General features: G+C 70.5%; 12 protein-coding genes. 6 read left to right on the top strand and 6 right to left on the bottom strand.

Translation table 11 applies throughout. The features are described from left to right. Positions 1-7 precede the first annotated feature (7 nt). Genes ACWEN6_RS08915 through ACWEN6_RS08905 form a run of 3 tightly spaced genes read right to left on the bottom strand, consistent with a single transcriptional unit; the run spans position 8 to position 2,500 of the window. Positions 8-1,738, bottom strand: a complete 1,731-nt coding sequence (locus ACWEN6_RS08915; RefSeq protein WP_452569684.1) for an urease subunit alpha — start codon at positions 1,736-1,738, stop codon at positions 8-10. After that, positions 1,731-2,186, bottom strand: coding sequence for an urease subunit beta (locus tag ACWEN6_RS08910; protein ID WP_452569683.1), 456 nt, complete (start codon positions 2,184-2,186; stop codon positions 1,731-1,733). Before ACWEN6_RS08910 ends, ACWEN6_RS08915 begins: the two co-directional genes overlap by 8 nt. An 11-nt stretch (positions 2,187-2,197) precedes the next feature. Continuing rightward, on the bottom strand, positions 2,198-2,500 hold the full coding sequence (locus ACWEN6_RS08905; protein WP_354834947.1) for an urease subunit gamma: 303 nt from the start codon (positions 2,498-2,500) through the stop codon (positions 2,198-2,200). A gap of 327 nt (positions 2,501-2,827) precedes the next feature. Between ACWEN6_RS08905 and urtA the strand changes: the two genes are divergently transcribed. From urtA to urtE, 5 genes are all read left to right on the top strand, one after another. Beyond that, positions 2,828-4,057, top strand: coding sequence for an urea ABC transporter substrate-binding protein (gene urtA, locus ACWEN6_RS08900; RefSeq protein WP_452569682.1), 1,230 nt, complete (start codon positions 2,828-2,830; stop codon positions 4,055-4,057). Between the two features lie 263 nt (positions 4,058-4,320). After that, positions 4,321-5,187, top strand: a complete 867-nt coding sequence (gene urtB / locus ACWEN6_RS08895; protein ID WP_380823810.1) for an urea ABC transporter permease subunit UrtB — start codon at positions 4,321-4,323, stop codon at positions 5,185-5,187. Continuing rightward, positions 5,184-6,314 carry an urea ABC transporter permease subunit UrtC gene (gene urtC / locus ACWEN6_RS08890; protein ID WP_452569681.1) on the top strand — a complete coding sequence of 377 codons (1,131 nt, stop codon included), beginning with the start codon at positions 5,184-5,186 and terminating at the stop codon, positions 6,312-6,314. The genes urtB and urtC overlap by 4 nt, the downstream gene beginning before the upstream one ends. After that, complete coding sequence (gene urtD / locus ACWEN6_RS08885) at positions 6,311-7,093, top strand: urea ABC transporter ATP-binding protein UrtD (protein WP_452569680.1); 783 nt, start codon at positions 6,311-6,313, stop codon at positions 7,091-7,093. The genes urtC and urtD overlap by 4 nt, the downstream gene beginning before the upstream one ends. After that, on the top strand, positions 7,093-7,785 hold the full coding sequence (urtE, locus tag ACWEN6_RS08880) for an urea ABC transporter ATP-binding subunit UrtE (RefSeq protein ID WP_452569679.1): 693 nt from the start codon (positions 7,093-7,095) through the stop codon (positions 7,783-7,785). The genes urtD and urtE overlap by 1 nt, the downstream gene beginning before the upstream one ends. 52 nt (positions 7,786-7,837) lie before the next feature. Here the strand turns inward: urtE and ctaD are convergent, their stop codons facing one another. From ctaD to ACWEN6_RS08865, 3 genes are all read right to left on the bottom strand, one after another. After that, positions 7,838-9,466 carry an aa3-type cytochrome oxidase subunit I gene (gene ctaD, locus ACWEN6_RS08875; protein ID WP_452569889.1) on the bottom strand — a complete coding sequence of 543 codons (1,629 nt, stop codon included), beginning with the start codon at positions 9,464-9,466 and terminating at the stop codon, positions 7,838-7,840. 290 nt (positions 9,467-9,756) lie between these two features. Next, positions 9,757-10,002: a DUF2630 family protein gene (locus ACWEN6_RS08870; protein ID WP_354834933.1), complete on the bottom strand. Its 246-nt coding sequence runs from the start codon at positions 10,000-10,002 to the stop codon at positions 9,757-9,759. Positions 10,003-10,032: 30 nt separating this feature from the next. Continuing rightward, on the bottom strand, positions 10,033-11,031 hold the full coding sequence (locus ACWEN6_RS08865) for an ArsR/SmtB family transcription factor (protein WP_452569678.1): 999 nt from the start codon (positions 11,029-11,031) through the stop codon (positions 10,033-10,035). A gap of 271 nt (positions 11,032-11,302) precedes the next feature. Between ACWEN6_RS08865 and ACWEN6_RS08860 the strand changes: the two genes are divergently transcribed. Continuing rightward, complete coding sequence (locus ACWEN6_RS08860; RefSeq protein WP_452569677.1) at positions 11,303-14,770, top strand: LamG-like jellyroll fold domain-containing protein; 3,468 nt, start codon at positions 11,303-11,305, stop codon at positions 14,768-14,770. Positions 14,771-14,861 lie beyond the last annotated feature (91 nt).

Below are 14,861 nucleotides of genomic sequence, written 5' to 3'. Positions count from 1 at the left end.
AGCCCGGTCAGAACAGGAAGTAGCGCTGGGCCATGGGAAGCTCCACGGCCGGGGCCGGCTCGATGAGCTCCCCCTCGACGCGGACCGCGAAGGTGTCGGGGTCCACCTCGATGTCGGGGAGCGCGTCGTTCAGCGGCATGGACTCCTTTCGGCGCGTGCGCACGTCGGCGACCGGCGCCAGCCGCCGGTTCACCCGCAGCCGGTCCGCCAGGCCGCCCTCGATGGCGAGCGGCGCGACGAAGTGCAGGGACGTGGCCGCGGCGGTGACCGGTGCGGCGCCGAACATCGGCCGCGGCATGACGGGCTGGGGGGTGGGGATGGAGGCGTTGGCGTCGCCCATCTGCGCGTAGGCGATGACGCCGCCCTTGACGACGAGCTGCGGCTTGACCCCGAAGAACGCCGGCTCCCACAGAACCAGGTCGGCGAGCTTGCCGACCTCCACCGAGCCGACGTGCGCGTCCAGCCCATGGGCGATGGCCGGGCAGATCGTATATTTCGCCACATAGCGCTGGGCGCGCAGATTGTCGGCACGGCCGTCGCCGGGCAGCGGCCCCCTGCGCCGCTTCATCACGTGCGCGGTCTGCCAGGTACGGATGATCGTCTCGCCCACCCGTCCCATCGCCTGCGAGTCGGACCCGATCATGGAGATGGCCCCGATGTCGTGCAGGACGTCCTCGGCGGCCATCGTCGTCGGCCGGATGCGCGACTCGGCGAAGGCCAGGTCCTCCGGCACTGACGGGTTGAGATGGTGGCAGACCATGAGCATGTCGAGGTGCTCGTCGAGGGTGTTGACGGTGTGCGGGCGCGTCGGGTTCGTCGAGGACGGCAGCACGTTCGCGTGCCCCGCGACGCGGATGATGTCGGGCGCGTGCCCGCCCCCCGCGCCCTCGGTGTGGTAAGCGTGGATCCCGCGGCCGCCGATCGCGCCCAGCGTCGACTCCACGAACCCGGCCTCGTTCAGCGTGTCGGTGTGGATGGCGACCTGCACGCCGGTGGCGTCCGCGACCCGCAGGCACGCGTCGATGGCCGACGGCGTCGTCCCCCAGTCTTCGTGCAGCTTGAACCCCGAGGCGCCGGCCCTGAGCTGTTCCAGCAGCCCTTCCTCGCTGACGGTGTTGCCCTTGCCGAGCAGCGCCACGTTGACCGGCATGCCGTCCATCGACTCCAGCATCCGGGCCAGGTACCACGTGCCGGTGACGGTGGTCGCCTTGGTGCCCTCGGCAGGACCGGTGCCGCCGCCGATGACGGTGGTCACCCCGGCGGCGAGCGCCTCGTCCACGATCTGCGGGCAGATGAGGTGGACGTGCGAGTCGACCGCCCCGGCGGTGATGATCCTGCCGTTGCCCGCCAGGATCTCGGTGGAGGGGCCGATCACCAGGTCGGGGTGGACGCCGTCCATGGTGTCGGGGTTCCCCGCCTTGCCGATGGCGACGATGCGTCCGTCCCTGACCCCGATGTCGGCCTTGACCACGCCCCAGTGGTCCAGGATGACCGCCCCGGTGATCACCAGGTCGGGGGCGCCCTCGGCACGCGTCGTCCTGGCCTGGCCCATGGACTCGCGGATCACCTTGCCGCCGCCGAAGACCACCTCGTCGCCGGCGCCCTGGCGTCCCTGGGACAGGTCGTCGGAGATCTCGACGAACAGGTCGGTGTCCGCCAGCCGGATGCGGTCGCCGGTCGTCGGGCCGTACAGCGCGGAGTACCGAGAGCGCTCGATCGACGGACGCGGCTCAGTCATCGGACTCTCCCTCGCTCGTGCGGGCGCCCGGCTCGGACGGGCCTTCGCCCCCCGCGCCGGCGTCCGTGTACGCCGTGCGGGCGTCCAGCGGGCCGGCCCATTCGGGGCGCAGACCCGGGACGACGCGCCGCCCGGCGATCGGCACGAGCGTCACGTCCCGCTCGATGCCCGGCTCGAACCTGACCGCGGTGCCGGCGGGCACGTCCAGCCGCATCCCCCAGGCCGCCTCCCGGTCGAAGCCGAGACCGGGGTTGGCGGCGGCGAAGTGGTAGTGCGACCCCACCTGGACGGGCCGGTCGGCGGTGTTCACCACGCGCAGCACCAGGCGCTCGCGCCCGGGGTTGAGCGGGATGGGCTCCTCGGCGTGGACGATCTCTCCGGGCGTCATCGGGCCGGGCGTCATCGGGCCGGGCGTCATCGGGCCGGGCGTCATCGGGCCGGGCGTCATCGGGCCGGGCGTCACAGGATCGGCCGGTGGACGGTGACGAGCTTGGTGCCGTCGGGGAAGGTCGCCTCGATCTGGACCGATTCGAGCATCTCGGGGATCCCTTCCATGACGTCCTCGCGGCGCAGCACCTTGCGGCCCGCCTCCATCAGGTCGGCGACGGTGCGGCCGTCCCGCGCGCCCTCGAGCAGGAACGAGGCGATGATCGCGGTGGCCTCGGGATGGTTCAGGCGCAGACCCCGGGCCTGGCGGTCGCGCGCGACGCCCGCCGCGACGTGGATGAGCAGGCGTTCCTGTTCGTGTGGGGTGAGCCGCATGGCCGGACCCTAGGCAACCGTCGTTTCGGTGACGTGTCGCCCGCATTTCCGGTCTGTGTCGGACGCGACGGCGCCCGCGTATTCACCCGTCCGGCGATTCAGAAGCCCATTTCACGGCGAAGAGGGTCGGCCACGGCGTACCCATCCGACCCTAAACGGCCGGCACCGGAACGGCCAATACGGCCGCGCCTTACAGTCCCTTCGCGTTGACCCGGTGAAGAGCCGGTAAACGGCAATTAACAATCGCGACGTTCACGGGAAACGTGACTCGATCACCTTGGCGGCAGACGGGTCGGTGCGGGGGCCGGTATCGGCAAGGAGGAGTAATTGCGGAATTCAGCTTGGCGCATCGGGGCCGCCGCGGCGGTCCTGGCAACCGGGCTCGCGGCCTGCGGTGGTCAGCCATCGACGACCACGGGCGGCACCGCCGCGTCGGGCGGGAGCGACACCATCAAGGTGGGCCTCCTGCACTCGCTCAGCGGCACCATGGCGATCAGCGAGGTCACCGTCCGTGACTCCGAGCTGCTGGCCGTCGAGGAGATCAACAAGGCCGGCGGCGTACTGGGCAAGCAGCTCGTGCCCGTCGTCGAGGACGGCGCGTCCGACTGGCCGACCTTCGCCGAGAAGGCCACCAAGCTGATCGCGCAGGACAAGGTCGCCACCGTGTTCGGCGGCTGGACCTCGGCCAGCCGCAAGGCCATGCTCCCCGTTTTCGAAAAGCGCAAGGCGCTGCTGTGGTATCCCGTGCAGTACGAGGGGCTGGAGAGCTCGCCGTACATCTTCTACACCGGCGCCACCACCAACCAGCAGATCGTCCCGGGCCTTGACTATCTCAAGGAAAAGGGCAAGAAGAAGATCTTCCTGGTCGGCAGCGACTACGTTTTCCCGCGCACCGCGAACAAGATTATCAAGGCGTACGCGGCGGCGAACGGAATGCAGGTCCTCGGCGAGGAGTACACCCCGCTCGGGCACACCGAATACAGCACGCTCGTGAACAAGGTCGTCCAGGCGAAGCCGGACGCGGTGTTCAACACGCTGAACGGCGACAGCAACGTCGCCTTCTTCAAGCAGCTGAAGAGCGCGGGGGTGGGCGCCGACGCCATGCCCGTCATGTCGGTCAGCGTGGCCGAGGAGGAGGTCAAGGGCATCGGCGTGGACAACATCGCCGGCCACCTCGTCGCCTGGAACTACTACCAGACCACCGACAACCCGGCCAACGCCAAGTTCGTGGCGGCGTTCAAGGCCAAGTACGGCGCCGACCGGGTGACCTCCGATCCGATGGAGGCCGGCTACAACTCGGTCTACCTGTGGGCCGAGGCGGTCAAGAAGGCCGGGACGACCGACGTCGAGGCCGTGAAGAAGGCCGCGGGCGGCATCACGCTGGACCGGCCCGAGGGCGCGGTCACCATCGACGGCGAGAACCAGCACATGTACAAGACGGCGCGCATCGGCGTCGTGGAGCCGGACGGCCAGATCAAGGAGGTCTGGAACTCCGGCAAGCCGATCAAGCCCGACCCGTATCTGAAGACCTACTCCTGGGCCGGCGGCCTCACCTGATCGCCATGGACGGCACGGCCGGGCGGGGAGCGGTCCCCCGCCCGGCCCCCCGACGGGACACCGGGCCAGGTCCGCACCGCGGGACCCCGGGCCTGGCCCCACGACGGGACACCAGACCTGGCCCCCGACGGGCCAGCGGACCCGGTGCCCGTGACCGGACACGCCAAGGACACGGCTGCGCGAGGAGCACCCATCAGTGACAGCGAGACGGCCGCTCGGCGGCACGCGGAATCGGCGGGGAAGGCAAGGGAGGTGAGCCCCGGATGGAGGCCATAGTCAACCAGCTGCCCATCGGCCTTTCGATCGCGGCCGTGCTGCTGCTCATCGCACTCGGCCTGACGTTCACGTTCGGCCAGATGGGCGTCATCAACATGGCGCACGGCGAGTTCATCATGGCGGGCGCGTACACCGCCTACCTGCTGCAGGACTGGGCGGGACGGCAGGCGGTGCTGGTCGCGCTGCCGGTCGCGTTCGCCGTGGCCGGGGTCATGGGGCTGATCCTTGAGCGGCTGGCCATCAGGCACTTCTACGGCCGCCCCCTGGACACCCTGCTGCTGACCTGGGGCGTCAGCCTGGTCCTGCAGCAACTCGCCCGCGACCTGTTCGGCGCGCCCAACGTCCAGGTGCAGGCGCCGGCGTGGTTGCAGGGCGGCATCGGCATCCTGCCCTACAACCGGCTGTTCATCTTCGCCCTGGCCGTCGGCAGCGTCGTGGCGATCTGGGCGTACATGAACCGCACCTCGCAGGGGCGGCGCATGCAGGCGGTCATGCAGAACCGGCAGCTCGCCGCGGTGAGCGGCATCAACACCGGGCGGGTGGACCAGCGCACGTTCTTCATCGGCTCCGGCCTGGCGGGCATCGCCGGGGTGGCGCTCACGCTGATCGGGCCGGTCGGCCCGGCGCTCGGGACCTACTACATCGTGGACGCGTTCCTCGTCGTGGTCGCCGGCGGCCTCGGGCAGCTGCGCGGCGCGGTGATCGCGGCCGTCGCCCTGGGCCTGCTGAACTCCTACGCCGAGTTCTGGACCAACGCGAGCCTGGCCAAGGTCATCGTCCTGGTGGTGATCATCGGATTCCTGCAGGTGCGCCCGCAGGGACTGTTCGTGCTGAGAGCGAGGGCCCTCACATGACCGACCGGCTCAAGGGCCCGGCGGTGTTCACGCTGGTCGCCGTGCTCGCCCTGGTGGTCGCTCCGATGCTGCTGGAGCCGTTCCGCCTGGGGCTGCTGGCCAAGTACCTCTGCTTCGGCATCGTCGCGCTCGGCATCGGCCTGGCCTGGGGGCAGGGCGGCATGCTCACCTTGGGCCAGGGGGTGTTCTTCGGGCTCGGCGGCTACGCGATGGGCATGTACCTCAAGCTGCACGACGCGGGCGGCGACCTGCCGGACTTCATGGTGTGGAGCGGGGTGGAGAAGCTGCCCGCGCTGTGGGCGCCGTTCGAGAACCCGCTGTTCGCCATCGCCTTCGCCGTCGCCGGGCCGGTGCTGCTGGCCGTGCTGCTCGGCGCGCTGGTGTTCCGGCAGCGGGTCCGCGGCGCCTACTTCGCGATCCTGACGCAGGCCCTGGCCGCCGCCACGGTGATCCTGCTGGTCGGGCAGCAGGGGCTGACCGGCGGCACCAACGGCCTGACCAACTTCTTCGACCTGTTCGGCCAGGACCTGGCGGCCGACCAGACGCAGCGCGGGCTGTACCTGGTGGTGGCGGCGGTCCTCGGCGTGCTGTACCTGCTGGCCTGGCAGCTCGTGCGCAGCCGGTTCGGCCGGCTGCTGGTCGCGGTCAGGGACGGCGAGGACCGCGTGCGGTTCCTCGGCTACAACCCCGCCACCGTCAAGACCGTCACCTTCGCGGTGTCGGCGGGCATGGCGGGGCTGGCCGGGGCGCTGTTCGTGCCGGTCGTCGGCATCATCTCGCCCGCCCTGCTCGGGGTGGTGCCCTCGCTGGAGCTGGTGGTCGCCGTGGCGGTCGGCGGCCGGTTCTCCCTGGCAGGGGCGGTGCTGGGCGCGGTGCTGATGGGATACGCCAAGACGGCCTTCAGCGAGGAGTTCGCCGACGGCTGGCTCTACCTGCAGGGAGCGCTGTTCATCCTGGTGATCAGCCTGGCCCCCAAGGGCGTGTTCGGCCTGGCCGCCTCCGCGCGGACCCTGCTGGCCGCCCGCTTGCCGCGCCGGACCGCGCGGGACGGCGGCCCGCCGGGTGCGACCGCCGCGAAACACGACGTCAGCACGCCGTTGATCGAGGTACCGGAGCCGAGGGCATGAGCGGGGCACTGCTGGAGGTGCGCGGGCTGTCGGTGGTCTTCGACGGGTTCCGCGCGCTGGACGGGGTCGACCTGACCGTCGAGCAGGGGGAGCTGCGCTTCCTCATCGGCCCGAACGGGGCGGGCAAGACCACGCTGGTCGACGTCATCACCGGCCTGACCAGGCCCGCCTCGGGTTCGGTGCGGTTCGAGGGCGCCGACCTGGTCGGCCGCAAGGAGCACGAGATCGTCCGGTCGGGCGTGGGGCGCACCTTCCAGACCTCGGTGGTGTTCGAGGAGCTGACGGTGGTGGAGAACCTCGACCTGGCGGCGTCGTTCCGCAGGCCGCTGTGGTCGCTGGCCCGCCGCAGGCGCGGGGTGAGCGAGGCGGTGGCCGCGGCGATGGAGACCACCGGGCTCGACCAGCTCGCGGGCCGCCCCGCCGGGGTGCTGTCGCACGGCCAGCGGCAGTGGCTGGAGATCGGCATGCTCATCGCCCAGCGGCCCCGGCTGCTGCTGCTGGACGAGCCGGTCGCCGGCATGTCGGCGGAGGAGCGCCTGCGCACCGGCGAGCTGCTCACCGAGATCGCCAGGGACCACACGGTGGTCGTTATCGAGCACGACATGGACTTCCTGCGGCGGTACGCCTCCCAGGTGACCGTCCTGCACGAGGGCAAGGTGCTCGTCGAGGGCTCGGTCGACCAGGTGAGGGCCGATCCCCGTGTACAGGAGGTCTATCTGGGCAGGGCCGAGGAGAGATCCACGGGCGCGGCCGCCGCCACCGCCGGAGAGGTGAAGTGATGCTGTCGGTACAGGGCTTGTCAGCGGGCTACGGCAGGGCGCGGGTGCTGTTCGAGGTGTCCTTCGAGGTGGAGCCCGGCCGCCTGGTGTGCGTCATGGGCCGCAACGGGGTGGGGAAGACCACCCTGCTCAACACCGTCATGGGCGTGCTGCCCGCCACCGCGGGGACGGTCACCTTCGAGGGGCGGGACGTCACGCGGCTGCGGCCGGACGAGCGGGTGCGGCTCGGCATCGGTTACGTCCCGCAGGGACACGAGACCTTTCCGCAGCTCAGCGTGCTGGGCAACCTGATGGTGACGGTGGAGGCGTCCACGCACAAGGACGCAGGGGCGGTCGAGGAGGCCCTTGAGGTCTTCCCCCGGCTGAAGCCGTTGCTGAAGAAGCGGGCGGGCTTCCTGTCCGGCGGCCAGCAGCAGCAGCTCGCGATGGCGCGGGCGCTGGTGACCCGGCCCAAGCTGCTGATCCTGGACGAGCCGACCGAGGGCATCCAGCCGTCCATCATCCTGGAGATCGAGGAGGCCATCGAGGGGCTGCACCGGTCGGGGCTGGCGGTGCTGCTCGTCGAGCAGTACCTGGACCTCGCGCTGCGGCTGGCCGACCGCTTCCTCATCCTGGACGCCGGGCACGTCGTGCGCGCGGGGACGGCCGACGAGCTCCGCGAGGAGGAGGTGCACCGCCTCCTGGCCGTGTGAGCCCTGTGAGCGGTGTGAGCGGTGTGAGCCGGGTGAGCCGGGTGAGGGCCGCTCACTCCTGCGATCTGCCCGCCCGCTGGATCTTCAGCGGCAGGTGGGAGTAGTGGATGTCGAACGCCGGGCGTTCGGAGCGTATCGGCGGGATGCTGGTGAAGTTGTGCCGCGGCGGCGGGCAGGAGGTCGCCCACTCCAGCGAGTTGCCGAAGCCCCACGGGTCGTCGGTGGTCACCTTGGGGGAGTGGCGCCAGGTGTACCAGATGTTGAACAGGAAGGGCAGCGTCGAGGCGCCCAGCAGGAACGCGCCGAGCGACGAGATCATGTTGCCCACCTCGAAGCCCTCGGTCCTGGCGTAGTCGGCGTACCGGCGCGGCATGCCCTGTGCGCCGAGCCAGTGCTGCACGAGGAAGGTGGTGTGGAAGCCGATGAACAGCGTCCAGAAGTGCCACTTGCCGAGACGATCGTTGAGCATCTTCCCGGTGAACTTCGGCCACCAGAAGTAGAACCCGGCGAACATCGCGAACACCACGGTGCCGAAGACCACGTAGTGGAAGTGGGCGACCACGAAGTAGGTGTCGCTCACCTGGAAGTCCAGCGGGGGCGAGGCGAGGATGACGCCGGTCAGGCCGCCGAACAGGAACGTCACCAGGAATCCCACGGCGAACATCATCGGTGTCGGGAAGGTGAGCTGGCCGCGCCACATCGTGCCCACCCAGTTGAAGAACTTCACCCCGGTCGGCACCGCGATGAGGAAGCTCATGAACGAGAAGAACGGCAGCAGGACGCGGCCGGTGACGAACATGTGGTGCGCCCACACCGTCATCGACAGGCCCGCGATGGCGATGGTCGCCCCGACCAGGCCGATGTAGCCGAACACCGGCTTGCGGCTGAACACCGGCAGCACCTCGGTGATGATGCCGAAGAACGGCAGCGCGATGATGTAGACCTCGGGATGGCCGAAGAACCAGAACAGGTGCTGCCACAGCAGCACGCCGCCGGTCTCGGGGTCGAAGATGTGGCTGCCCAGACTACGGTCGGCCTCCAGGGCCAGCAGCGCGGCGGCCAGCACAGGGAAGGCCATCAGCACCAGCATGCTGGTCAGCAGGGTGTTCCAGGTGAAGATCGGCATCCGGAACATGGTCATGCCAGGGGCGCGCATGCAGATGATGGTGGTGATGAAGTTGACCGCGCCGAGGATGGTCCCGAGGCCGGACATCACCAGCCCCATCACCCAAAGGTCCTTGCCCACGTCGGGCGAGTAGGTCGAGCGCGACAGCGGCGTGTAGGCCGTCCAGCCGAAGTCCGCCGCGCCGCTCGCGGTGAAGAACCCGGCGGTCACGATCAGCCCGCCGAACAGGAACAGCCAGAAGCTGAACATGTTGAGGCGGGGGAAGGCCACGTCCGGCGCGCCGATCTGCAGCGGCATGACGGCGTTGGCGAAGCCGGCGAACAGGGGAGTGGCGAACAGCAGCAGCATCAGCGTGCCGTGCATCGTGAACATCTCGTTGTACTGCTTGTTGGTGACGAACTGCATGCCGGGCCGGGCCAGCTCGGCCCGGATGACCATGGCCATGATCCCGGCGAGCACGAAGAACCCGAACGACGCGATGAGATACATGTTGCCGATCACCTTGTGATCGGTGGAGGTGGCCCAGCCGAGAAGCAGCCGGCCCTTGCGGGCCACCTTGCTCGCCGGAGCCGGGGCTTCCCGTGTGTAGATCACCAGCCCGCCTCCTCGCCGCACGGTCCCTGAGATCGTCCTTCCGAAGTCGTCCCGTAGTCCGATTACAGCGTGCAAAAGGGACCTAGTGTCGAAAATGCGAGCAAAAAGCCCCGAGGCTACGACCAGGCTTTCTTTGCCGACCTCGGCGCCGGCCGTACGAACGCCGGTCGTGCGCACGCCGGTCGTGCGCGCCCGAGGACCGGCGCGCGGCCGCCACGAGATGAGTCCGTGGCGGCGCGCTCACGGCCGGGCTACTGCTGGTAGTTCTCCACCTCGTTGACCGGGCGCGGGCTGGAGAAGTCCGGGTCTTCGCCGAACTCCCTGCGCGCCTTGCGCTGGCGCAGCAGGTCCCAGCACTGGTCCAGGGCCGCCTCAAGCTCGCGGACCCGGCCGTGCTCCTCGTCGGAGGAGACCTCTCCGGTGCTCACCCGCGAGCGCAGATCGTGCTCCTCCGCGATAAGACCCTTGATCTTCGCGAGGATCTCGCCATCCTGCATCTTCTGTTCCTCCTGTCGTCACCAGCGAGCTTACGGCGACGGCGCGGACGGCCTGCCCGCGAGCAGGCTCACACCGAGCGGCGTGAGAGCGTGGATGACGGCCTGGTGGTGGCGCCGCGTGGTGATCAGGCCGGCGTCGCGGAGGATGGCCGCCTGGCGGCTGGCGGTGGGCGGGGGCATGCGCAGGCGCAGGGCCAGTTCGGTGGTCGTGCACTCGCCCTCGGCCACGGCCCGCAGCACGCCGGCCCTGGTGCGCCCGAGCAGTGCGGGCAGCGCGAGATCACGCGCGGGCTCGAGGCCGCCGCCCGCCCAGCCGAGCTGATGCTCGATCGGGTACACCAGCCGCGGCGGCAGGCTGGTGTCCAGCAGGGTCGTGGGGGGTCCCCAGCAGAAGAACGCCGGTTGCAGCAGCAGCCCGCGCCCGCCCAGATGGATGTCATGGTCGGCGGGGAAGTCCAGTTCGAGCACCGGGTAGCTCCAGCGCGCCGACGGATGCAGCGTGGCGAAGACCGACTCCCAGCCCTCCGCGGCCAGCGTGCGCGACCTGCGGACGCGGTCGTGGTCGACCTGGGCCCGGACGTGCGTCCAGTACGGGCCGAGGGAGACCTCGAAGTACCGGTCGATGGCGTCGGCCACCCTGGCGAGCTCCCCGGCCGCGCCGTCCGCCAGCCCCTTCATCCACGCGCGCAAGGGACGCCCCGGGTGGCGCCGGGCCAGTTCGGCGATGTCGTCGCGTAATCGGGCGCGCGGGGTGCTCCGCACCGCCTCCACGCCGTCCCCGATGGAGGCCACATGCCGGGTGGGGGTCATGAAATCGGCGGAGTAACCCTTCGGGGGCGCCAGGTCGGACAGCAGATGGGTCGAGGCGGGAAGGTTCGGCCGCACCTGCCTGCGCCATTCCGAGAAGAACACCCCGCCGCCGGAGTTGCGCAACCGGTAAAGGCTGAGCAGCGCCTCCCACAAGGGGTCGGGGCCCGGCGCGATCGTCGTGCGAGCCAGGTCCTCGCTGGTGAAATGGATCCTCAGCACTCGCGCCACCTCCGCTTTTCCAGGCAGATGGAAAGGTGGTTCTCCAGCCGCCGGAACCCGAGGACACTCGGAGGCCGACGGGGGGCCTGATCATCACCGGCGTCTCTCCGTCGGCGATGCGCGCACCGGGGACGGCCGTCTCCTGTGCGTTCATTCGTGAAACGAATTCGGCAGCCGATCATAACCGGCTCGGCGCCGCCTCTCCGAGACGGCACCCCTTGTTTTTCAAAGCTTCCTGTGAACGCGGTCAAGGCGATTGTCTGGAGACTTGATGCGCCGCTTCCCCCACGCGATCGTCCTGGCCGTGGCCGTGTCCCTGACGACCGGTTCGTTCGTGGCAGGCGGCGCCGTCCACGCCGCGGCGCCCGCGGCGGCGGCCACCGCCGACCCGCCCGCCTGGACCGAGCAGGACGCGATGACGCGGGCGCGCAGCGACGGCAGGCGCGTCGAGGCGCTCGCCGCGCGCACGGAGACCCGCCAGGTGTTCGCCAACCCGGACGGCACGTTCACCTCCGAGACCTCGGCCCTGCCCGAGCGGGTACGCCGTGGCGGAGGCTGGGCGGAGGTCGACACGACCTTGGCCTTCGCCGCCGACGGCACCGTGCGCACCACGGCGACCCCGCTGGACCTGGCCTTCTCCGGCGGCGGGACGGCTCCGCTGGCCTCCATCGGCCAGGACGGCCGCTCGGTCGCCATGACGTGGCCGGGACGGTTGCCGAAGCCGGTGCTCGCGGGGGACACCGCGACGTACGGCTCCGTGCTCCCCGGCGTGGACCTGAAGGTCACCGCGTCGGTGCTGGGGTTCTCCGAAATCTTGGTGGTCAAGAACAGGGAGGCCGCGGCCGAGCCGGGGTTGGCCGAGATCGCCTTCGGGATGCGGGCGAAGGGCCTGGCGGTGCGCGGGACCGCGAGCGGCGGCCTCAGCGCCGTGAACGACGCGGGCACGGAGGTCTTCCACTCGCCCGCGCCGCGGATGTGGGACTCCTCGGGCGCGACCCTGCGGCCGACGCTCGCGCTGGGGCCGGAACGCCGGAACAGGCAGGCCGTGATGGGCGTCGAGGTCGCCGCGGACCGCGTCACCCTGACACCGGACCGCGCCCTGCTGACCGGCCCCGGCACGACCTACCCGGTGTACATCGACCCGCAGTGGTCGGGCGGCAAGCAGCACTGGACCTACGTCGACAAGTCCTACCCGTCCCAGTCGTACTGGGACTCCACCCACAGCCCGGAGGTCGGCTACTACGGCAGCGGGGTCAAGCGGTCGTTCTTCCGGATGGACTCCGACAACGTCAACGGCAAGCACATCCTGAAGGGGACCTTCCGCATCACCCAGAACAAGTCGTGGGGGTGCACCTCTGATCCCCAGGTCGTGCAGTTGTGGCTGACCGGCTCGATCTCCAAGTCCACGACGTGGAGCCACCAGCCGTCCTGGAAGGACCACCTGGGCAGCGTGGCCTCCGACGCCGGCTACAGCTCCTCCTGCCCGGACAAGGGCATCGAGTTCGACGTCACGAGCACGGTCGTCGCGGCGGCCAAGGGCGGCTGGGCGAACACCACGTTCGGGCTGAGGGACTACGACGACGGCGCCGGCAGCGTGTGGGGCTGGAAGGGCTTCAGCGCCGCGCCGAAGCTGGTCATCGACTACAACACCCCGCCGTCGGTGCCCACGGGAGTGAGCACCTACCCCGCCGCGCCGTGCGTCACGGGGGCGAGCCGCCCCTACCTCAACGGCGGCGACCCCCAGCACCCGATCAAGCTCATCGCGAGGATCTACGACCCGGACAAGGCCAACGACGGCGTCCGCGCCGAGTTCGAGATGAACCACTACAACTCCGGGACCGCGGCCTGGGAGAGCATCACCGCCTCGCTGCCCGGCGGCGGCAGGACCGCCTACGCCTACACCACGCAGGCGACCGACCACTCGGTCGTCCTCACCGGCCTGGCGGACGGCGAGACCTACTCCTACAAGGTGCGGGCCTACGACGGCACGGACGGCAGCGCGTGGAGCCCCTGGTGCGAGTTCACGGTCGACAACGTGCGGCCCGAGCAGTTGCCGAAGGTGACCTCGGCCGACTACCCGGCCGGCACCACCGACGACTGGCGGGGCGGGGTCGGCCTGGCGGGCACGTTCACCTTCGCGCCCGGTGACGGCGAGACCGACGTGAGCGGCTTCCGGTACGCCCTGGACGACGCGAGCACCGGCACCGCCGCGACCCAGGTCGGCCTGCCGGCCGGGCAGGCCTCGGTGCAGGTGTCCATCGCCCCCCGGCACAACTGGGTGAACACCCTGTGGGTGTGGCCGGTGGACAAGGCCGGCAACGTCGGCACCACTCCGGCCGCCTACACCTTCTACGTCAACGCGGGCGCGGACTCCGTCGGGCGGTGGGCCCTGGACGAGACCTCCGGCGCCACGGCCGCCGACTCCGGCACCGCCCCGCACGGGGTGGCTCTGGGCGGCGGCGCCGGCTGGACGGGCGGCCGGGTGCGGGGAGCCCTGCGCCTCGACGGGACGAGCGGCTACGGCGCGACGAGCGGGCCCGTGGTGCGCACCGACCGGGGATTCAGCGTCTCGGCGTGGGCCCGCCTGACCTCCACCGCCAAGAACGCCACGGTGGTGAGCCAGTCCGGCCTCCGCGCCTCCGGTTTCTCGCTCTACTACTCCTCCTCATACAAGCGGTGGATCTTCAACAGGCACGACACCGACGGGGACGATCCCACGATCACCCGGGCCGCCGGGGACGCCGAGCCGCAACTGGGCGTCTGGACCCACCTCGTCGGGGTGTACGACGCTCCGGCCAGGCAGCTCCGGCTGTACGTCAACGGCATCCGCCAGTCCGCCCCCGGCGCGTACACCGCGACGCCGTGGGACGCCGGCGGCCCGCTGCAGATCGGGCGGGTGAAGTGGAACGGCAACCTCACCGAGTACTTCCCCGGCGACCTCGACGAGGTGCGCGTCTGGGACCGCATCCTGTCCGACGACCCGCAGACCGCCACCGACCTGGACCTCGGCAACGAGATCGCCGCCATGGCCAAGCGGCCCCCGGTCGAGGCGGGCCGGTGGAACCTCGACGAGGGGACCGGCACCACGGCCGCCGACGCCTCCGGCAACGGCAGGACCGCGACGCTCAAGGGCGGCGCCGGCTGGTCCGACGACGGCCTCGACGGCTCGGCCGTGCTGAGCCTCAACGGCACCACCGCGTACGCCTCCACCGCCTCGGCCCCCGTGCGCACCGACCACGGCTTCACCGTGGCGGCCCGGGTGCGCCTCAACGGCGACGACACCTGCGCGATGCCCGACCACGTCATGACCGCCGTCGGCCAGGACGGCAGCAGGAACAGCGCCTTCTACCTCAGCTACCGCGTCTACACCGAGAACGGCGTCCAGGTGCCCCGGTGGGGGTTCTCGACCCCGAGCGACGACACCGACGGCGAGAAGATGACGGTCGCCAAGTCCGCCGACCCGGTCGACTGCTCGGCGACCAACTCCTGGACGCACCTGACCGGGGTGTACGACGAGGTCGCCAAGCAGATCCGGCTCTACGTCAACGGGTACCTGTCGGACTTCCGGCCCTCGACCGGCTGGCACGCCGGCGGCGGGCTGCAGATAGGCCGGGTCAAGTACAAGGGCGCCTACGTCGACTACTTCACCGGCGACATCGACGACGTCCGCGTCTACACCGGAGTGCTCACCGGCGCCGAGATCGCCGACCTCGCCCAGGGCCCGCCCGAGGACGGCTGAGCGGCCTGCCCGTTCCCTGAGCGGTCTGCCCGCCCCCTGAGCGGCTTGCCCGTGCTCGTCCATCGACGTTCACCACGTTCCTCCGGAGGTA

This window comes from Sphaerisporangium sp. NPDC004334 (assembly GCF_053602655.1).
The sequence above is the reverse complement of the archived record's forward strand: the minus strand, read 5'-3'. Positions and strand labels throughout refer to the sequence as shown.